The sequence below is a fragment of the Polaribacter sp. R77954 genome, from assembly GCF_044595335.1.
Classification (GTDB): domain Bacteria; phylum Bacteroidota; class Bacteroidia; order Flavobacteriales; family Flavobacteriaceae; genus Polaribacter.
In genome coordinates, this window is the sequence record NZ_CP138992.1 from 2824647 (window position 1) to 2846177 (window position 21531).

Consider the following 21531-nt stretch of genomic DNA (forward strand, 5'->3'; position numbering starts at 1 on the left):
ATGAAATCTTTAAAATACATTCTCTTTTTTATAGTGATTTTCACTTCTTGTAAAACAACCAAAAATATGATGGATGCCAATGCAATAGCAAAAAATATTTCTGCAAGAAAAGTGGCTAAAAAACACATTGCTGCTAATTTTGATAAAAAAACAGTGGATGCTAAACTCAAAGTAAATTTTGATAATGGAAAAACCAAACAAGGTTTAACCGTGAATTTAAAAATAAAAAAAGACGAGGTAATTTGGTTAAAAGGATCAAAATTCTTGACGGTTTTTAAAGCTGAAATTACACCAACTTCTGTACGCTATTATTCAAGTGTTTTTAAAAATTCTTTTGAAGGTGATTTTTCTATGATTGAAAAACTATTAGGTGTAGAAATTAACTTTGAACAGTTGCAAAACTTGTTTCTAGGGCAATCTTTATTAAATGTAAAAGAAATTGATCAAAAAGTAGAAATAGCGAATAATCGATATATTTTATCACCAGAAAAACAAGCTGCTTTGTTTGATATTTTCTTTACCATTAATCCTGCTCATTTTAAGTTAGATGAACAAAATATTGTGAATACCGAAAAAAATTTACGCTTAGATGTAAATTATCCTTCGTATAATTTAGTTCAAAATTCGGTATTTCCATCTGCTGTAAACATTGTGGCAAAGAACCCAAAATCTACAACTATTATAGATTTAGTTTATAAATCAGTGATTTTTGATACAGACGTTTTTATGTCTTTTAATATACCTAATTCATTAAAAAAACTTAGTTTTTAATGCAATTGTTTAAGCTATATCTTTTTTTTGGATTTTTTCTGTTGATGAATTTATCTGTGCTTGGCCAATCTAAAAAGCAGTTAGAAAATCAGCGTAAAAAATACAAATCTGAAATTGCTCAATTAAATAGATTATTATCAACAGCTGTAAAGAAAGAAAAAAATGCGTTGGAAGATTTAAAAGATCTCAACCAAAAAATTGCGGTTAGAAATAAACTCATCAATACCATAGATTTAGAGGCAAAATTGCTATCGAACGCAATTTCAAAAAACGAGAAAAAACGGAATACACTCAATAAAAATTTAGAAATTTTAAAAGCAGATTATGCCCAAATGATTTACAAATCATACAAAAGTAAGTCGCAGCAAAGTAGGGCAATGTTTTTATTGTCTTCACAAAATTTTTATCAAGCATATAAGCGTTTAGAGTATATGAAACAATATACCAAGTTCAGAAAAAAACAAGGAGAAGAAATTGTTATTCAAAAAAATATTGTTGAAAAATTAAACGATTCTTTACTATATCAAAAAAAAGTAAAAGATACCTTGATTTTGGTAGAGAAAAATCAAAAAAAGAAAATAGAATCTGACAAACAAAAGCAAGAATCTTTAATTGCAACTATTAAAAAGAAAGAAGGCAAATATAAACGAGAAATAAAAAAGAAAGTACAAGAGGATAAAAAAATTGCAGCAAGAATCGATAAAATTATTAAGGAAGAAATTGCAAAAGCCAATAGACTAGCTAGAGCTAAAAACAAAAGTAAAAAACCAGTTTCTAAAAATAATAATGCGTTTATTTTAAGTCCAGAAGCCAAAGTATTAGCAGCAAAATTCGAGCAAAATAAAGGTAAATTACCTTGGCCATTAAATGAAGGGTTAATTATTAGAAAATTTGGAGTGCAACCTCACCCTATTTTTCCAGGAATAACCATTAATAGTACTGGTATACATTTTGTAGCGCCAAATGGTAGTGAAGCCAAAGCTATTTTTGATGGAGAAGTGTTGAATGTTTTAATAGGTAGTGGAGGTACAAAAAATGTATTAATAAGACATGGAAATTATATTAGTTCTTATAATAATTTGCAAAATTCTTATGTAAAAAAAGGTGATAAAATTACAACAGGACAAAATATTGGTAAGATTTTTACAGATAAAGTATCTAAAAAAACAAAATTAGTATTTGTATTGTTTAAAAATAATAAACGCCTTAATCCAGCTTCATGGATAATAAGAAGATAGTTTTTTATGAATTTGTAATGATGTTTAAAACATAAAACAGACATAAATACTTTCGGTATAAGCTTAAAAAACCTAATGTTAGAATGGACGATGTTATTTTGTTCTATAACTGATATTTTTTTGAAGTATAATAGCGTTAGGTATGGTAATCATTAAATCTTCAGGTGTTTTTAAAGTGATAAAAAACGCACCAATATCAATAATTTCGCCTGTAGTATTATTGTCTTTTTCTAAGATTGTTATGGTGTCACCAATTTTTACAGGATAATTGATAAATAAAATTAAACCTGCTGTAATGTTAGATAATAAAGACCATTGCGCAAAAAAAGCAATGCCTAAAATGGTTAAAAAAGAGGAGATGTACACAATAAGTTGCTTTTCATCAACTCCCCAAATAAAGGCGATTAAAACAAGTACAGTACAGTAAATTAAGAAGGTTATAATTTTATAAATAACAACCATTCTAGATTTTTGAAAGTCGAAATTCACACGAATTTTACGCAACGATTTAGAAGTAAGAAAACGAATTAAAGTTCCTAAAACAATAACAATAATCGATCCTATAATTTTATAACTACTTAAAAATTCGTACATACTATTTTCTTTATTTAAAGAGTGCTTTCAGTTCTGTAGCTTTTTCAGGGTGCATTTTTCCAGCCAAAATTAAACTTAATTGTTTTCTTCTTAAAGCACCTTCAAAACGTTCTTTTTCTAAATCAGTTTCAGGAATTATTTGCGGAATTTGAACAGGTTTTCCAGTTTCATCCACAGCCACAAAGGTGTAAATTCCCTCGTTTACTTTTGTTTTTTGTCCAGATTGTCTGTCTTCAATCCAAACATCAACATAAATTTCCATAGAAGATTTAAAAGCTCTTGAAACTTTGGCCTCTAAAGTAACCACACTACCAACAGGTACAGATTTGTTAAAAGCCACATGATTTACAGAAGCAGTTACCACAATTCTTGCAGAATGTCTTCTTGCAGCAATACTACAAGCTCTATCCATTCTAGCTAGCAACTCGCCTCCAAAAAGGTTGTCTAAATAGTTGGTGTCTCCAGGTAAAACTAAATCTGTAAGTACAGTTAAAGATTCTTTAGGTGTTTTTGCTTCCATCTTGTAAATTTGTACAAAGATAAGGATAGCCTAGTAAAAAAGATTATTTTTTTGTTAATAACCAGGCGTCTTTAGAAACCGTTTTTTGGATTCTATAGAGGTTGTTTATGGCGTCATTTCTGTCTGCAAAACTATTAAAAGCCACTTCTGTTAATCCCCATTTATTAACTCCTAAAATGCTAGCATTATAACCTTTCTTTTTTAGTTGTTGTACTTTCTTCTCTGCATTTTCTACAAATTGAAAAGCACCAGCTACTACATGATAAGGTTTTATTGCTTTTTTTGCAACATTCAACTCAATAGTAGGTAAAGGATTAGAGATAACAAACGTAGCTGCTTGTATTTTTTTCTCTAATGCCTTTTCTTGATTGGCTAAAGCTTCTTTTTGCTCGTTTTGTTGATAAACGTTGTTGCCAGCATAAACTGTTGCTAATAAAATGGCAGCAGTAGCAGCATATTTTATAAAAGTAGGTATTCTTTTCTTATCTTCTTTTTCAACAGCAGCTATTAAAGGTTTTACAATTTCTTTAGGTCTTTGTATTATAGAAGATGTAACAGCAGAGAGTCCAAAAGATTCTGATAAATAATTTACCTCTGTAGTGGGTTCAAAAATAATTTGCCCAGCTTCATTTAAGGTTAAAACCCCAATATTACCTATTTCTAAAGGTTTAGATTGTATTTCATTTTGCCACTTTATAACAGATAAACTAATGGCTGTAGAAGCTTTTTCAAAAGAAATTTGCTCAGTAGATGCAATGTAATTGGCTAATAAACCATCACTAACTTTTAAATGACTATTGAATGTAATTTGTTTTGTAGGAGGATAAAAAATATGAGTATCCTCATTTAAACTAGCACCTTTTCTGTTGGTTACAAAACCACCAAAATCAGGTACAATCACACAATCGTATCTGTACAATAAATCGTTAATGTAGTTGGCTAAAATCATACCAACAAAATTATAATATTTAGGTACAAAAAGAAGCTTTTAAGCTTAATTTTATTAACAAAATTTTGATATATTGGTTTTCAAATTGTTACCTTTTGAAAGAAGAAAAATTACTCGCTATTTTGCGATTACAAAAAAGCAAAGCCATTGGAGATATTTTGGCGAAGAAACTCATTGTAAATGTGGGAGATGTGGCACAAGTTTTTAAAGAAAAAGCTGTTGTTTTAGAAAAAATAAACGGTATTGGTGCACATGCTGTAAAACATTTATTTGATCAAAAAAATCTTAAAGCAGCCGAAAAAGAACTCGATTATATCATCAAAAATAAAATAGACTACACTTATTTTTTAGATGATGATTATCCTAAAAATCTTCAAAATTGTATTGATAGCCCTATTTTAATATTTAAAGATGGAAACATCAATTTGAAGCAGCAAAAAATTATTTCAATTGTTGGTACAAGAAATATGAGTTCTTATGGCAGAGATTTTACCAATAATTTAATAGAAACTTTAGCAGAATACAACCCCATAATTGTAAGCGGTTTTGCTTATGGTGTAGATATTTGCGCACATAAAGCAGCACTAAAATACAACTTGCAAAATATTGCTGTTTTAGCACATGGTTTTGAAATGATTTACCCAAAAGTGCATAAAAAATATATTAATGCATTAAATGAAAATGGTGGTTTTTTAACCGAGTTTTGGAGCGAAGAGCAACCTTTAAGAGAAAATTTTTTAAAGCGTAATCGTATTGTTGCTGGTATTTCTCAAGCTACAATAGTTGTAGAATCTGCAGAAAAAGGAGGCTCTTTAGTAACTGCAGATATTGCAAATTCGTATCATAGAGATGTATTTGCAGTACCAGGCAGAACTACAGATATTTACAGTAAAGGGTGCAATAACTTAATTAAAAACAACAAAGCGCACTTATTAAATACACCAAATGATGTTGTAAAATTATTAAATTGGGATCTTAAAGAGAAAACTAAACCACCCATTCAAAAACAGTTGTTTGTTGAATTAAATCAAAATGAACAGAAAGTTTATGATTATCTGCAAAATAATGGCAAGCAATTGCTAGATGTTATTGCTTTAGATTGCGCTATTCCACTATTTCAATTGTCATCAATTTTATTACAAATGGAATTAAAAGGTGTTGTAAAACCTTTACCTGGAAAGATGTTTGAAACTATATAAATATCGCTATTTTTGTAAGATAGACCCAAATGTTATGACCGAAAATCAAAAATTAATATCAAAAAAAAAACCAACATTTCCTGTTAACAAACTGTTGGCTGCATTTTTAAAAAAACATAATAGAAGCAGTAAAATTAGTATTTTATATAACGATTTGCTTCGGTTTCAAGGTTCTGTATCTGTTTTTGATAAAAACGATGAAGATACACTTTGGGTAAGAGTTTATTACTCTGAATGGGACAGACAAGAAATAGACCGTAGTTTAAAAAAAATATATACTATTCTGCATTCAGATGGTAATGAAAGTACCATTCCGTTTTTAAATGTAGATGCTATAGACTACTGTACTTTTGGCAATTCTAAACCTTTTCGTATTAAAGTTAGAAACATTTTAAATGACAACTTTACCTATTTTTATATCAAACAAGCAGACGCTTCTCGTGTTTATGGTTTAGAATTAGAGCATATTTTATCACCTTACACCATCAATTACTTGGTGTATAAAGACACACTTATAGAAGAGCATATATCAGGTATTCCTGGTGATGATTTTATTAGAGATGTTTTACCAAAGTGTACAAAGTCTCAAAAATCGCAAATAGCCAAAGAGTTTGTAAAATTTAAAGAACGCTGTTTTATTAGGTTGTTAGGAGACATGCGCTCTTACAATTATGTAATCACTCCAATACACGATTTTGACCAAATTGTATATAAAATTAGAGCCATAGATTTTGATCAGCAATCTTTTGAAGGAAACTTAAAAGTGTACAATTTACAGTTTTTAAAAGAAAATTTTAAAATGGTAGAAATGGTGAGTAAGCGATTGCAAAACAGTTCTATAGAGCAATATAAAATCGAAGAACGTTCGTTTATCGCCAAAAGAATGATTAGTTCTCCAGACAGAATTCAGCATATAGTACGTTGTATGAAACACGATGAAATTTCGTTTCCACGTCATATAGAGCGTTTAAAAAAAGATTTAATAGGTTACGTGGGTGATGTTGAGTTTAAAAAGTGCCAAAATATGGGCGAAATCTTAGAAACGATCTTAATTTTTGTAAAACGTAATTATTTAGATATTAGTAATAAAGAGTTGTTTTAGAAGCTGTTTCCAGCTTTCCGCACTCGCTTTTTTTTTAGGCGAATTTATTTTAGCATCTTGCTATTTAAAGAAAGTAATTTCATTGTTTAGAACAAATACTGAGCCTCGCTTTGCAAAAAAAAAGAGCTCAAACAAATGCTTCAATCTGGGCTAGGCTAGTTTGCTAGCGCTTGTATTTCTTTTGCAAGCATGTGTTTTTAAATGAGTAGAGCAACTTAATATTATTCTACGACAAAAGATATTGGTAGTGTATATTTTGTTTTTACAGCTTTACCAGCCTGTGTTGCAGGGATGAGTTGAGGTAATTTTTGAAGCATTTTAAAAACTTCATTTTTAAGTTTAGGGTGAGGCGCTTTTACTTTTATATCAGTCATATTACCATATTTATCAATGATAAATTGTGTAAAAACCCTGTATTTTCCTTCTGCTAGGTCTAAATTTTCGGTTAGTTTTGTATCAAAATTTTCTTGAATAAAATGTTGAATTCTCTCGTTAAAATCTTTGTTTGCTTTCTCCTGAGTTAAGTTTTTGGCCTCTTTAAACTTAGGGGGTTGTTCAACAATATATCCCATAATTATATCATCAAAATCTTCTTCTATTTCATCAGTAAAATTAATATCACCTTCTATAGCCAATTCTCCAGTAGTTTCAATCACTTCAAGAATATCTTCTGTGCTTTTTGAATTGTTTGTGCTATCTTTTGTAAAATCTGTTTCACAAATTGTAATTCCTGTTGTAGTAAGAGTTGTAAGCTTAATATTATTATTATTATTTGTTGCTATTGTATCTTTTTTTGAACGAGTTTTTAAAGAATCAATCTCGTCTTCAACAGAATCAATGAAACCAGCATCTTTGTTCACAGTTTTTAAAGAATCTAGAATAACGATATTTTTAATTTTTTGTTTTTTTCCATCAGAATATTGACAACTAAAAAGCGTGGTGCCCATCACAAAAAATAAAGCCAATACAAACAATTTTTGAAACGATAATGGTTGCTGAAAAGTAATTTGAGGAATTTCAATTACAATACTATCTAGTTGTTGTTTGTAAAAATGACCACAAACTTTATTGTTTTTGTTTAGGGTTAAAAAGTTTTCAATTTCTTCAGTAGACTTTTTGGTAAAATCTACCACAGTTTTAGAACAAGAACTACAAAATCTACCTTTTTCTTTAGGTGTCATTTTTTTCCAGTTTTCGTGACAAGGTTTAGGAATAGAAATCTTAAATTTTGAGTTCATCTTTAAAGTGTTTTTTTACATAAAAACAAATAAGATGCCAAAGTTAAAATTCTGTTAATTTAGATTAGAAGTTAGGTAAAAATCGTTTTTAAATAAAAAAAATCCTTTCAAGTTTATTAAAACCTGAAAGGACTATAAAATATCAATTTTAAGTATGTTTTTACTGCATCAAATATGCCTTCAAATCTTCATAAGAAGACGCTTTAATGGCAACCTTTTTATTATTGATGACTTTTTGAATCTGCTCAGGAATTTCAACTTTTACAGGTAACGTTTCTTCAACAACATCTAAAAATTTAACAGGATGTGCAGTTTCTAAAAACACACCAAACTCATTTTCTTTTAATCCGTGTTTTTTTAACCCTAAATAACCTACTGCTCCATGAGGATCTGCCACATAGCCAGAATTTTTATAGATGCTTTTCATGGTTTCACGAGTTTCATCATCAGTAAAACTATAGGATGAAAAGGCACTTTTTAAAGTGTCTAAATCGTTGTTAAACAATTCTCTAATTCTAATAAAGTTACTTGGATTCCCTACATCCATAGCATTAGAAATGGTTGCTTTTGAGGGTTTTGGTTGGTAAATACCATCTACTAAAAAATTAGGCACTGTATCATTTATATTGGTAGAAGCTACAAAATGTTTGATTGGTAAGCCTAATTTTTGAGCCATTATTCCTGCACAAATATTACCAAAATTACCACTTGGTACAGAAAATACGAGGTTTTTATGTTGTTTGTGTAATGCTTTGTAAGCAAAGAAAAAGTAAAACATTTGTGGCAGCCAACGTGCAACATTTATAGAGTTTGCAGAAGTTAATGTTCTTTGAATTTCTTTATCTAAAAAAGCAGTTTTTACCATATCTTGGCAATCGTCAAAAACACCATCTACTTCTAAAGCTGTAATATTTTGTCCTAAGGTAGTTAGTTGTTTTTCTTGAATATCGCTTACTTTTCCTGAAGGATATAAAATAACCACATTTACACCTTTTGCGCCTAAAAATCCGTTGGCAACAGCACCTCCAGTATCACCAGAAGTAGCTACTAAAACCGTAACTTCATCATCATTATCTTTGTTAAAATACTCCAAGCATTTTGCCATAAATTTAGCGCCAACATCTTTAAAAGCCATGGTTGGTCCGTGAAATAATTCTAAGGAAGCAATATTATCATCTACTTTTACCACAGGAAAATCAAAAGAAACCGTTTCTGCGATAATTTCTTTTAGTTTTTCAGTCGGAATTTCATCGCCTACAAATTGTTTTATCGCTTCAAACGCAATTTCATGATTAGAATACTCAGAAATATTGTTGATAAAATCTTTTGGTAAAGGGGTGATGTTTTCTGGAAAATAAATTCCTCTATCTTTTGCAAGTCCTTCAACAACTGCATTTTTAAAAGTTGTTTTAGGTGATTTATGATGTAAACTGTAGTAGTTCATTATTCTTGGTTTTTGGTTGTTAGTTTTTGGTTTTTGGTTTAGGGCTGAACTACCAACTAAAAACCACTAACCAACAACTATTCTAAAATTTTTATTCCTTCGTGATTGATTTTTGAAATAAATAATTCAAAATCGATACCTTTATTTCTATAGCTTTTTTCAACAGCATTATACACGTTTTTGGCAATTTCATCACCTTTACAAAGTGCAAAAATTGTTGGGCCAGAACCTGAAATTCCAGCACCTAAAGCACCTGCTTTTTTAGCAGCTTCTTTTACATCATCAAAAAACGGAATTAAATTTTTACGATGAGGTTCCACAATAATATCTACTAAAGAATTACTGATTAACTTGTAATCATTAGTGTGTAAACCACTGATTAATCCGCCTACATTTGCCCATTGGGTAACTGCGTCTTTTAACGGAATATTTTTTGGTAAAACGTCTCTAGCATCCTTTGTTTTTACCTCAATTTGTGGATGTATAGCTACCACTCTTAATTCATTAGGAACTGGTAATTTTATAATATCTAAAGGTTCGTAACTTTTAATCAATACAAAACCACCATAAATGGCAGCAGCCACATTATCTGCAATGGGTGATCCACAAGCCACTTCTTCACCAAACATGGCAAATTTTGTTAATTCGATATTGTTATAAATGTTACCTAATAATTTATTTGCCCCAAAAGCAGCACCAGCAGCACTTGCAGCAGAACTTCCTAAACCACTTCCTGGAGAAAACCCTTTATGAATGGTAAGGTTAATACCAAAATCTGCATTGGCTTCTTGTAACATTTTTTGTACTACAGCACTTGCTGCATTTTTATCAACATCATAAGTTAAATCTGCTCCTGTAATGTTTGTAATTTCAACCCTTTGATGAGGTGTTTTTACAAAAGTCATTTCATCACCAATATTATCTACAGCAAATCCCAGTGAATCAAATCCGCAAGAAACATTAGCTACAGTAGCTGGTGAAAATATTTTTAAATAATCCATTTATTTTTGGTTTTGGTTTTAGTTGTTGGTCTGCGGTTAATAGCATTATTAAAAACCACAAACTAACAACCAATAACTATTGATTCGCAATTCGTATTACATCTGCAAAAATACCAGAAGCAGTAACATCTGCACCTGCACCAGCACCTTTTATGATGAGTGGATTTTCTGGATATCTTTCTGTAAAAAATAATACAATATTATCACTTCCTTCTAAATTATAAAAAGGATGATTGGCAGCAATGTGTTGCAAACCAACATTTGCTGCACCATTTACAAATTCAGCAACATACTTTAAACGACATTCTTTGCTGTTGGCATTTTTATAAATATCTTGAAAATGATTTTCGTTTTTGGTTAATGATGCATAAAAATCATCATTATTTTTGGTATCTAACGATTCTTTTGGTAAAAAAGCATTGTTTTTAATGTCGTCTAATTCTAATTGATATCCACTTTCTCTGGCTAGAATTAAAATTTTACGAGCAACATCAACTCCACTTAAATCAATTTTTGGATCTGGTTCTGTAAAACCTTCTGCTTGCGCTTGGGCAACAACATCATGAAAGGTTGTGTTTTCATCAAAATTATTGAAAACAAAGTTTAAACTACCCGATAAAACAGCTTGAATTTTATGAATTTGATCGCCAGAATTTACTAGGTTTTTAAGTGTATCAATAATAGGTAAACCTGCACCCACATTGGTTTCAAACAAGAAAGAAGCATTGTATTTTCTTGAAACTTCTTTTAATTTTTTATAATTATCAAAACTAGAAGCACATGCAATTTTATTACACGTAACTACAGAAATGCTATCTCTTAAATACCTTTCGTATACTTCAGAAACTTGTTGATTTGCAGTATTATCAATAAAAACACTGTTTCTTTGGTTGCATTCTTTTACTTTTTTGTGGAAATGATCTAAACTTGTAGGCGCTCCATTGGCTAACAATTCTTTCCATTTTTTTAGGTTGATACCAGAATTGTCAAAAACCATTTTTCTAGAATTCGAAATTCCGATAACTCTAATATTTAATTTTAAATTCTCTTTTAAGAATTTCTTTTGTTGATCAATTTGTGCTAAAAAACGCTCGCCAACATTACCAACACCGGTTACAAATAAGTTGAGTTGTTTTGTTTTTTCTTCAAAAAACTGTTCGTGTAAAGTGTTTAAAGCTTTTTTGGCATCACTTTTATTAATAACAGCAGAGATATTTTTTTCTGATGAACCTTGTGCAATTGCTCTAACATTTACGTTGTTTTTACCTAACGCACTAAACATTTGTCCGCTTAAACCTTGGTAGTTTTTCATGCTTTCGCCTACCACAGCAATAATGGCCAAATCATTTTCTACACTAATTGGTTTAATTTTTTTACTCGCAATTTCTATACTAAAAGTAGCGTCTAAAAGAGTTTTTGCTTTTTGGGCATCATTTTCATAAACGCCCACACAAATGGAATGCTCAGAAGACGCTTGTGTAATAAAAACTACATTAATTTTTGCAACAGAAAGTGTTTCGAATAATCGTTTAGAAAAACCAGGAATTCCAATCATTCCACCACCTTCTAAAGTAATTAAACTAATATCTTCAATATGAGAAATTCCTTTTACTTCGTGTTCATTTTCTGGGTTATTAGAAATTAATGTACCAAGATTTTCAGGATCAAACGTATTTTTAATTCTAATAGGAATATTTTTACGTAAAGAAGGCTGAATTGTAGGTGGGTATAATACTTTTGCGCCAAAATGAGACAATTCCATAGCTTCTTCATAACTAATTTCTGAGATAGGAAAAGCCTGTTTTACCACTCTTGGGTTTGCAGTGTACATGCCAGAAACGTCGGTCCAAATTTGTAGTTCATCTGCATTTAAAGCAGCTGCATAAATAGATGCTGTAAAATCAGATCCTCCTCTTCCTAAAGTGGTGGTTTCTCCATTTGCATTCGATGAAATAAAGCCGCCTAAAAGCGTAATTTGATGCGTATTGTTATCAAAAAAAGTAGAAATATTTTTGTTAGTAATATCAAAATTTACCTGTGCATTCAAATATTCGTCATTCGTAACAATTAAATCTCTACTTTCTTTATGAATGGCATCTAACGTTTCTTTTGCGGCATTTGCAATAATGTAAGAAGACAAGCGCTCACCAAAACTAGACACCTTGGCCAAAGTTTTGTCTGATAATTCTTGTAATAAATAAACACCTTCGTATATAGATTGTAATCTATTAAAAAGTAATGTAATTTCTTGTTTAACTTCTTTTTTGTTTTTGATAATTAAATCTTCAATAACTTGAAAATGTAATTCGTTTATGCTGTTTAAAATTTCTTTTGCAGCTGTAATATCTTCTAAAGCTCCATTAGCACCTGCTAATAATTGGTCTGTAGTTTTGCCAAATGCAGAAACCACCACTGCAACTTTATTTTTTTCTGATGCGTTAGCAACAATGCTTAAAACTTGTTTTATTTTTTCTGAATTTGCTACTGATGAGCCTCCGAACTTTAATACTTTCATCTTTAAAATGATAAATAGTTTGTAATTTTTTTATGATGATGCTTCGTTTGTACGAAACAATAGTTGACCTTGATGATATGAATATAGTAGCACCCCTAAAGGGTAATAGTTGTAGTTGTTGTACGAATAATAGTGTTCATAGAAATACAAACTACAAGGGTAGTTTTAGTAGAATTTGTATGTATTTTAGATAAATTCACCTCACAAAAATAGAAGTATTATTTATTTTGATGGGTTTAGATGCTGATTATTTTGAGAAAATATTGAATTTATATGAAATTCTTAAAAATAATTTAAAATAATTAAAATAATTTATTATTTAATAATATTCCTTGATTTTTCTTTAATAATTAAAGCAATTGGCTTGTTTTGTATTTTACTTTCTAACCAAGATAAGATATCTAGGTATAAAAAAGCTCTTTTTTCATAAGGATGATCTTCAAACTGTTTTAGCTTAGCATGAATTTTTTTGAACTCATTTTTAATTTCATGCGGAAAAACATCACTTAAATCACGAATGGAAGTCAAGAATATTTTTTGGACTTCTTGTAAATTCTCCATTTTTAGTAAAAATTTGTAAGTGTCTAAAAACTGTCTTTCTAAATCGTAATCTAATCCGCATTCATAATGTGCAATCAAATTTAAAATTCTAGCAAAACATTGTAAGTCTTCTGCAGAGCTAAGATTTTTAGAGCGTATAATTTTTTGTAAATAGGCAATACATAACTTATTTTCACCCATTCCAAAATACAAACAGGCAATCTTGTAATAGAGCATTACAATGTAGTGGTTATCTAACCTGTTTTTATAATCTTCTATTTTCTGATTGATGATTGCTACCAAATATTCACCTTCAGAAAAAGTAGCTTCTAAAAAGTGTAAATGCAGTTTATTTGCATACAAATATTCGAAAATTAAGAGTTCTGTATTGGCATTAGAAGGAATTATTTTCTGTTCTATTTCGTTTTCAAAAGCAATTAATTCCTTTTTAAAAGTAGACGTTTTTTTTACAAAAAAAGAGGCTTCTAACAAGTAATTAATTCCCTTTAAGTAAAAAACAGGATGCTGAATCACGTGTTTTTTATCTTCTTTAAATAAATCTACCCATTTTCTGGCGTATTTATAACTCTGTAAAAAATCTTGAGTTAAAAAACTGTACCATAAATGCGATTTGTAGAGCCATAATTTTTCTCTAAAACCTAAATTTTCAAAATTGTATTTGGGTAATCTTTTATGAAAATATAGATTAATAAACTCTAACTCTTCGTTGTTTTTTACATACCCATTTTGTAGTAAATGGCTGTAGAGTTGTAAAGATAAATTAGAGAGCTTACTGGCTATTACATTTTGCTGACTTAATGTTTTGGCTTGTATAGAAAGTTGATCTGCTCTATTGCTTAAACTTCTAGTAATGTATTGTGTTTCAATTACTTTTTCTAGTTCTACAATTTCATAGGCAATGTTTTTTTCTTCATTTTCTAAAGCTAAGTTTTTAGCTTTGTCTAATAATTTTAAGCTTTGTTTGTATAAACCTTTTTGATATAAAACTGTGGCAAAATCTAATTGTTCACGTACTTGAATTCTAATATTTTTATGAGCAGGATTCAGGCGTAAACTAATCAAAATTTGTTTGTATAAATGCGCTTTTAAATTAGATAATTGTTGTTTAGATACAATACCACTATTAATAATTGTTTTTTCATCGTAAGCTTTTAACTTTTCTAAAAATTTGAAAAGAGAAAAAAATTTAGCATCAATATTACCACCTAGTCTACCTACATAAAGGTTAAATTGGCGCTTTTCAGACTTTGTTAAAGACTTAATTAGCACAAAAAGAGCGTCGTTTTGATTATTGACTGATGTAGTATTTTTACTCATAAGTTTTTGATAATAAAATACTTAAGATTTCTTGTGGTGTATTAGAAATCGTACGAAGATGTAAAAATAACCTTTTTTTTGTTCCTTAATTACATACATTTGATTAAATATAAAGATAATCTTTACAAATTATGCAAGATAATAAAGTTCAAATTTTTGATACTACCCTAAGAGATGGAGAGCAAGTGCCTGGATGTAAGTTAGATACCAAACAAAAATTAGTAATTGCTGAAAGATTAGATTTACTAGGTGTAAATGTTATTGAGGCTGGTTTTCCTGTTTCTAGTCCTGGAGATTTTAATTCGGTTACAGAAATTGCCAAAATCGTAAAAAATGCAACCGTTTGTGGATTAACAAGAGCCGTTGAAAATGATATAAAAGTAGCTGCAGAAGCACTAACTTATGCCAAACATCCAAGAATTCATACAGGTATTGGTACAAGTGATTCTCACATACAATTTAAATTTAAATCTTCAAGAGAAAAAGTAATTGAAAGAGCTGTAAAAGCAGTTTCTTACGCAAAATCTTTTGTAGAAGATGTAGAGTTTTATGCTGAAGATGCAGGTAGAACAGATAATGCTTATTTAGCAAGAGTTTGTGAAGAGGTAATAAAGGCAGGAGCCACTGTTTTAAATATTCCAGATACTACAGGTTATTGTTTGCCAGAAGAATATGGTGCAAAAATGAAGTATTTAAGAGAAAATGTAAAAGGTATAGAAAATGTAATTTTATCGTGTCATTGTCATAACGATTTAGGTATGGCAACAGCAAATTCAATTTCAGGTGTTATCAATGGCGCACGTCAAATAGAATGTACCATTAACGGAATTGGAGAAAGAGCAGGAAACACAGCTTTAGAAGAGGTGGTTATGGTGTTAAAACAACACCCTTACTTAAATTTAGAAACAAGTATCAACACAAAATTATTGTACGATACAAGTATATTGGTAAGAGAAAGTATGGGAATGCCTGTACAACCCAATAAAGCCATTGTGGGTGCTAATGCTTTTGCACACAGCTCAGGAATTCATCAAGATGGCGTTATAAAAAATAGAGAAACTTACGAAATTATGGATCCTGAAGATGTAGGTGTTACAGAAAGTGCTATTGTTTTAACAGCAAGAAGTGGTAGAGCTGCATTGGCCTATAGAGCTAAAAAAATTGGTTACGAATTAACCAAACTACAATTAGACTCAGCATATATTTCCTTTTTAGCAGCTGCAGATAGGCAAAAAGAAATAAAAGATGATGATATTCATGCCATTATGAAAGAGGTTAACAAAACTTCTAAAATCGCAATGGTATAAAAGCTATATTTAGTTATGAAACACACAATTGCAGTAATATCTGGAGACGGAATTGGGCCTGAAGTAACAGCGCAAGCTAAAAAAGCATTAGATGCTGTTGCAGAAGCTTACGATCATATTTTTTTATATAAAGAAGCCAAAATAGGCGCATGTGCTATTGATGCAACTGGAGATCCTTTACCAAAAGAAACTTTAGAAATTTGTAAAAATGCAGATGCTATTTTATTTGGGGCTGTAGGTGATATTAAATACGATAACGACCCAAGTGCTAAAGTAAGGCCAGAGCAAGGTTTATTGCGTTTAAGAAAAGAATTAGACTTGTATTGTAATGTAAAGCCTGTAAAAGCTTATGATAATTTAATCTACAATTCGCCCTTAAAAAGAGAAGTGGTTAAAGGCACAGATTTTATGATCTTTAGAGAATTAAGTGGTGGAATTTATTTTGGCAATAAAGAATTAAGTAAAGACGAAAAACATGCATTTGATACCTGCACGTATTCTGTAGAAGAAATTTCAAGAACTGCACATTTAGCATTTAAAGCCGCACAAAATAGAAACAAAAAAGTAACTTTAGTAGATAAAGCAAATGTTATGGAAACTTCGCGCTTATGGCGAAAAACAGTAGCCAAAATAGCAGAAGAATATCAAGACGTTACCTTAGAATATTTGTTTATTGATAATGCTACAATGCAGTTAATTTTAAATCCAAAACAATTTGATGTCATCCTTACAGAAAATCTATTTGGTGATATTATTTCAGATGAAGCCAGTGTAATTTCTGGTTCAATTGGCTTGTTAGCCTCTTCATCCATAGGCGATAAAAACGCACTTTTCGAGCCAATTCATGGTACATATTACGAAGCAAAAGGTAAAAATATTGCAAATCCACTTGCATCAATTTTATCAGCTGCAATGTTGTTATATCATTTAGGATTAAATGAAGAAGCGGATGCCATTGAAAGAGCAGTAGATAAGTCTATCGCTTTAGGCATCACCACAAAAGATATCAAACGTAAATCACAAAAATCAACAACCACCTCAAAAGTGGGAGATTTTATTGCAGATTATATTACAAATCAAGACGATAGTAATATGAATTTTCAAAATATTCATATGGGGCAAAGTACAATTATTTAGAAGCTATTTCCAGCTTTCAGCACTCGCTTTTTTTTATGGTGAATGTATTTTAGCATCTTTTCTTTAAAAAAAGTAATTGAATTACCATTAAAGCATTTAATTTAAGTGTAGCATAAAAAAAGAGCTCAAACAAATGCTTCAATCTGGGCTCATATCTTTGTTATATTCAAAGATATCTAAATTTTCTATCTTTAGAATTAGAAATTGATAAACAAGACCAAGTAGCAAAATTGTATCTGGGCGAAATACATCTGTTGATGATATTGTGGACTTTAGGCTAATCTACTTGGTTTTAATTACATTTAAGTTTCAATAGTACTTAAGCACTAGTTTTACAAATTAGATGCTGCATAAAAAATGAGCGAAGACCCTTGTAATTTTTTTGTTTATCCTAAAATATTAAAAGATGAATTTAAAGTATTCAGTAGGTTTAGATGTTTCGAGTAAAAAGATTGATGCTTGCATAAGCGTTATCGATCAAAGACAAAGAGTAATTGTAAAATCTAGCAAAAAGATTTTAAACACAAAAAAGGGATTTGAGGATTTAATAGTTTGGATTTTAAAACATCAAAAAGATTCAATTCCAGTAGTAATATGTATGGAAGCTACAGGTATTTATCACGAAAACTGTGCTTATTTTTTGCACGAAAAAGGATTTACAGTTTCTATTATTTTGCCAAATAAGGCAAAAAAATATTTAGACTGTTTGGGTTTAAAATCTAAAAACGATTCTATTGATGCCAAAGGATTATCACAAATGGGGGCTGAACAATGTTTACAAGCTTGGGAACCTATGGGTGTTTTTTTCTATGAATTGCGTTTGTTAACAAGACAGCGTCAAAATCTCACGGAATTAAAAACAATTATTAAAAATCAATTAGATGCTTTAAGTCACGCAATGCATCAGCTAGCTTCTGTCACAGCACAATTAAAAGAAAATATTAGTTTGTTTGAATCACAAATTAAAGAATTAGATAAAGCGATTTTAGGACATATAGCGTCTAATAAAGAAGTTTTAGAAAAAGTTGAAAATATTTGCACTATCAAAGGTTTAGGTATTTTAACAACTTCGGTAATTCTTGCAGAAACGAATGGATTTACACTCTTCAATAATTACAAACAAGTAGTCTCTTATGCAGGTTTTGATGTGGTTGAAGCACAATCTGGAACTAGAGTTGGAAAGACAAAAATATCGAAAAGAGGAAATTCCAGAATCCGACGAGCCTTGTATATGCCTTCTTTAGTTGTTATTCAATGTGAAGTACAACAATTTAAAGATTTATATGATAGAACTTATAAAAAGCACGGAATTAAGATGAAAAGCTATGTTGCTGTTCAGAAAAAGCTATTAACAATGATTTATTATTTATGGAACAAAAACGAAGCTTATGATCCAAACTATAAGGTGAAATTCCAAGAAGAGGAGCAGGAGCTTTACTCTCTGTTTGCCTTTGAAAAAGGCATAAAAAGTAGCCCCAATAAAATTGAGGCTACACAAGGTAAACTTCCAGTGAATGATCACAGTGTGTTTCCTCTCTGTTAAAACAAAAATAATGAAAAATTAATAGAATAAAATTAGGAATTAAAGATAGTACCTAAACTAGTTTGCCAACTTTTAGAATACCAAACAAATGAAGTTCAACACCAAAACCATTCACGGAGGTCAGCAACTAGAAGAAACTACAGGTGCAGTAATGCCTCCTGTTTTTTTTACATCAACTTTTGCACAATCTAGTCCAGGAGTGCATAAAGGATATGCTTATGCAAGAGGCACAAACCCAACAAGAACTGCTTTAGAAAGTAGTTTTGCAGCCATAGAAAATGGTACTAATGGTTTTGCTTTTTCATCTGGAATGGCTGCAATAGATTGTGTATTAAGATTATTAAAACCTGGTGATGAGGTAATTGCTGGAGACGATTTGTATGGTGGAACCTATAGAATGTTTACACAATTATTTGAACAATATGGTTTAAAGTTTACCTACGTAGATATGGATGTTGTTGAAAATGTTACAACAGCAATCACAGAAAAAACAAAACTCGTTTGGTTAGAAACACCAACAAATCCGTTAATGAAAATTGCAGATATTAAGGCAATATCATCTACAGTAAAACAAATACATTCTACTATTTTAATTGCGGTAGACAATACTTTTGCAACACCCTATTTACAACAACCTTTAAATTTGGGTGCAGATATTGTAATGCATTCTGCTACAAAATATTTAGGTGGTCATAGCGATTTAGTTATGGGTGCTTTAATGGTAAAAGACCAAAATTTGGCTAAAGAAATCCATTTTATTCAGTTTGCAGCGGGTGCAATTGCAGGACCTATGGATTCTTTTTTAGCGTTAAGAGGTATAAAAACCTTGCATTTAAGAATGCAAAGGCATTGTGAAAACGGAATGGCAGTAGCCAAATTTTTAGAAAATCACAGCAAAGTAGGTGAGGTGTTTTATCCAGGTTTAGAAAATCATCCAAATTATAAAATTGCTAAAAAGCAGATGAAAGATTTTGGAGGAATGGTTTCCTTTAAACTAAAATCAGCTACAAAAGCAGCAACTTTTCGATTTTTAGAGAATACAAAATTATTTACTTTGGCAGAATCTTTAGGTGGTGTAGAGAGTTTAGTGAATCATCCAGTAACCATGTCTCACGCATCAATTCCAGTACAAGAACGACTAAAAATTGGTATTACAGATTCCTTAATTCGCTTAAGTGTTGGGATTGAAGATATTGATGATTTATTAGCAGATTTAGAACAAGCTTTAAATGCCTAATTTATGCACTAGGTTTATACTTTGTTTTTGATAAAATATACTTTTTTTTCATCGAAAAATAGATAATTGCACCAAAAACAGGAAGTAAAAAAACAATTAAAAACCAGTTTCTATTGTTAATATCGCTTTTAAACTTAGTTCGTGTAATATCATAAATCGCCTTAAACCAAAGTATTAAGCTTAAAAAAATTAAGGCAAAAATTAGTGTTATTTTCATTGGGTTTTATTAGTCTATCACAAAATCTTCTTCTAAAAAATAGTTAGCTCTTAAGGCAATGTTATTAATAACTTGGTGATAGATAATTCTTTCTGCTAAACGTTTTTTAAGATAGCTTCCTGTATCCCATTTGTTGTTGTTGTTTTGGTCTATAATGGCTCTAATTGTATATTTTTTGGGCTCTAATAAATCGAAAACAACTTTTGCAGAGCTACTAATAACTTGGCGTTCAATAAGTTCGTCTTGTTGACTGCCAGATAATATTTCAACAATAATATTTTTGTTGTTTACATTATTAACATTAATTGAAATCCTACCATAATCATCAATCTCTTTGGTGCTAAAATTATAAGAAAGCGTGTCGTTTCTTATTCCAAAGACATCATTAAACGCCTCTGGTAAGGCTTTAAAACGATATTTTTCTTTGGGTTTTTTAGCAAAAATAAAGCCTATTTTATTTTCTTTTGTAGAGGCTAAAACATTATAGTTTACAGCAACTGTATCTTTATCAAAAAGACTAATTTTAGTAGTATCTATCTTTACAATAGGATTATTGCTTGTGATAAAAAAGGTGTCTCTAAAATGCAAAGTACCTCCTACAGATGCGCTTAATTGTAAAGAATCTATCTTTTTCTTTCGTAATTTTACAGTGACTGTGTCTAAAAATTCGTGGTTAGAGATTGTAAAATTTAAAGAGTCTACATCTATTGGTGTAAACCAGTAATTTAACGTGTCTTTATCTCTCATAAATTTAGAAACACTTTTAAACGAATCTGGTACTTTAGATAATAAATTTACTTTTAAATCTTTAGCATTGCCAGTAAAACCAAACTCAATTTTACCTTTGGTTATTTCTTTACCTCTTTTAAATTCGTAAGGTAAATTTTCTTTAAATAAAACAATGGGTTTTGTAATAATACTATCTTTTGGAAGTTGAATAGTATCTGTAATAAATCCTATTTTATCAGTTTCAGGGTTAAAGATGTAATCATTAATAGTTTCCTTTAAGGCTATCATTAAGTACTTTCCTTTTCTTAAGTTTGTAAATTCAAAATTGGTAGTATCTAACGTATTTGTTATATAATTAGGTTTCTTTTTGTAGACAATAGAATCTGTAAAAGTGGTATCAATTCTGTATAATAAAACATTTACATTTTTTGGTGTTTCTACTAGTTTTGAATCTTTAATACTTCCAATAGTTGTTAAAGAATCTATATAATCTCCAGTAGAGAAAACGTATTTAAAATTTTCTAATTTATTTGCTTCATTATTGTCTTCAACAGCATTTCCAAAATTTAAAATATACGTAGTGTTTTGAAGTAAAGTATCTAAAATTTTTATTTTTATTTCTTTACTTGCTGTTCCTTGAGGAGAAATTATTGGCGGATTTTTCATTGGTGGAGAAACCACAAATTGCTTATTGATGTCTTTTAGCTTTACAAACTCATCAAATTCTAATTTTATTTCTTTCTTTTTAAAATTAATGCTTTCGTAAGGTGGTTTTGCAGTTACAAAAAGAGGAGCGTCTTCATCTTTTGGGCCACCATCTGGTCTGCCTGTTCTTGCACAGCTTGATATGAAAATTACAATTAAACTAAAAAAAAAGAATCTATATAAAAGTTTCACGAACTAAATATTTTT

The 21531-nt window shown here is 30.1% G+C and carries 17 protein-coding genes; 8 read left to right on the top strand and 9 right to left on the bottom strand.

Going from position 1 to position 21531, the window contains the following annotated elements; translation table 11 throughout:
• Entirely contained in the window at positions 1 to 771 is a 771-nt protein-coding gene (locus tag SJY27_RS12290) for a DUF4292 domain-containing protein (RefSeq protein ID WP_397445142.1), read from the top strand.
• Positions 772 to 815: 44 nt separating this feature from the next.
• Complete coding sequence (locus SJY27_RS12295) at positions 816 to 2009, top strand: murein hydrolase activator EnvC family protein (RefSeq protein WP_397445143.1); 1194 nt, start codon at positions 816 to 818, stop codon at positions 2007 to 2009.
• 93 nt (positions 2010 to 2102) lie between these two features.
• Here SJY27_RS12295 and SJY27_RS12300 read toward each other — a convergent pair whose 3' ends face one another.
• From SJY27_RS12300 to SJY27_RS12310, 3 genes are read right to left on the bottom strand one after another with little or no spacing between them, the layout of a single operon-like run.
• Entirely contained in the window at positions 2103 to 2603 is a 501-nt protein-coding gene (locus tag SJY27_RS12300) for a mechanosensitive ion channel domain-containing protein (RefSeq protein WP_397445144.1), read from the bottom strand.
• Between the two features lie 10 nt (positions 2604 to 2613).
• Positions 2614 to 3123 (bottom strand): acyl-CoA thioesterase, encoded by a 510-nt coding sequence (locus tag SJY27_RS12305; protein WP_397445145.1) that lies wholly within the window; start codon positions 3121 to 3123, stop codon positions 2614 to 2616.
• Between the two features lie 43 nt (positions 3124 to 3166).
• The gene (locus tag SJY27_RS12310; protein ID WP_397445146.1) at positions 3167 to 4072 is read right to left on the bottom strand and encodes an SPOR domain-containing protein; all 906 of its coding nucleotides are present in this window, start codon (positions 4070 to 4072) and stop codon (positions 3167 to 3169) included.
• Between the two features lie 95 nt (positions 4073 to 4167).
• On the opposite strand from SJY27_RS12310, the gene dprA reads away from it, so the two are divergent.
• Together dprA and SJY27_RS12320 are read left to right on the top strand one after the other, a co-directional pair.
• A complete protein-coding gene (gene dprA / locus SJY27_RS12315) occupies positions 4168 to 5271 on the top strand; it encodes a DNA-processing protein DprA (protein ID WP_397445147.1) in 1104 nt (367 codons plus the stop codon).
• A gap of 34 nt (positions 5272 to 5305) precedes the next feature.
• A complete protein-coding gene (locus SJY27_RS12320; protein WP_397445148.1) occupies positions 5306 to 6373 on the top strand; it encodes a hypothetical protein in 1068 nt (355 codons plus the stop codon).
• Positions 6374 to 6594: 221 nt separating this feature from the next.
• Here SJY27_RS12320 and SJY27_RS12325 read toward each other — a convergent pair whose 3' ends face one another.
• The 5 genes from SJY27_RS12325 to SJY27_RS12345 all read right to left on the bottom strand — a co-directional run bounded on the left by SJY27_RS12325 (position 6595) and on the right by SJY27_RS12345 (position 14449).
• Positions 6595 to 7611: an energy transducer TonB gene (locus SJY27_RS12325; RefSeq protein ID WP_397445149.1), complete on the bottom strand. Its 1017-nt coding sequence runs from the start codon at positions 7609 to 7611 to the stop codon at positions 6595 to 6597.
• A gap of 160 nt (positions 7612 to 7771) precedes the next feature.
• Complete coding sequence (thrC, locus tag SJY27_RS12330; protein ID WP_397445150.1) at positions 7772 to 9055, bottom strand: threonine synthase; 1284 nt, start codon at positions 9053 to 9055, stop codon at positions 7772 to 7774.
• A 77-nt stretch (positions 9056 to 9132) separates the two neighbouring features.
• Complete coding sequence (locus SJY27_RS12335; RefSeq protein ID WP_397445151.1) at positions 9133 to 10056, bottom strand: homoserine kinase; 924 nt, start codon at positions 10054 to 10056, stop codon at positions 9133 to 9135.
• 76 nt (positions 10057 to 10132) lie between these two features.
• Positions 10133 to 12571, bottom strand: coding sequence for a bifunctional aspartate kinase/homoserine dehydrogenase I (thrA, locus tag SJY27_RS12340; protein WP_397445152.1), 2439 nt, complete (start codon positions 12569 to 12571; stop codon positions 10133 to 10135).
• 315 nt (positions 12572 to 12886) lie between these two features.
• Positions 12887 to 14449: a hypothetical protein gene (locus SJY27_RS12345; RefSeq protein WP_397445153.1), complete on the bottom strand. Its 1563-nt coding sequence runs from the start codon at positions 14447 to 14449 to the stop codon at positions 12887 to 12889.
• 131 nt (positions 14450 to 14580) lie between these two features.
• On the opposite strand from SJY27_RS12345, the gene SJY27_RS12350 reads away from it, so the two are divergent.
• The 4 genes from SJY27_RS12350 (at position 14581) to SJY27_RS12365 (ending at position 19673) form a co-directional block, all read left to right on the top strand.
• Positions 14581 to 15756: a 2-isopropylmalate synthase gene (locus tag SJY27_RS12350; RefSeq protein ID WP_397445154.1), complete on the top strand. Its 1176-nt coding sequence runs from the start codon at positions 14581 to 14583 to the stop codon at positions 15754 to 15756.
• 15 nt (positions 15757 to 15771) lie between these two features.
• Positions 15772 to 16893, top strand: coding sequence for a 3-isopropylmalate dehydrogenase (leuB, locus tag SJY27_RS12355; protein ID WP_397445155.1), 1122 nt, complete (start codon positions 15772 to 15774; stop codon positions 16891 to 16893).
• Between the two features lie 406 nt (positions 16894 to 17299).
• Complete coding sequence (locus tag SJY27_RS12360; RefSeq protein WP_397445156.1) at positions 17300 to 18436, top strand: IS110 family transposase; 1137 nt, start codon at positions 17300 to 17302, stop codon at positions 18434 to 18436.
• Positions 18437 to 18524: 88 nt separating this feature from the next.
• A complete protein-coding gene (locus tag SJY27_RS12365) occupies positions 18525 to 19673 on the top strand; it encodes a cystathionine gamma-synthase (RefSeq protein WP_397445157.1) in 1149 nt (382 codons plus the stop codon).
• A gap of 226 nt (positions 19674 to 19899) precedes the next feature.
• Here SJY27_RS12365 and SJY27_RS12370 read toward each other — a convergent pair whose 3' ends face one another.
• Positions 19900 to 21516 carry an Ig-like domain-containing protein gene (locus tag SJY27_RS12370; protein ID WP_397445158.1) on the bottom strand — a complete coding sequence of 539 codons (1617 nt, stop codon included), beginning with the start codon at positions 21514 to 21516 and terminating at the stop codon, positions 19900 to 19902.
• Positions 21517 to 21531 lie beyond the last annotated feature (15 nt).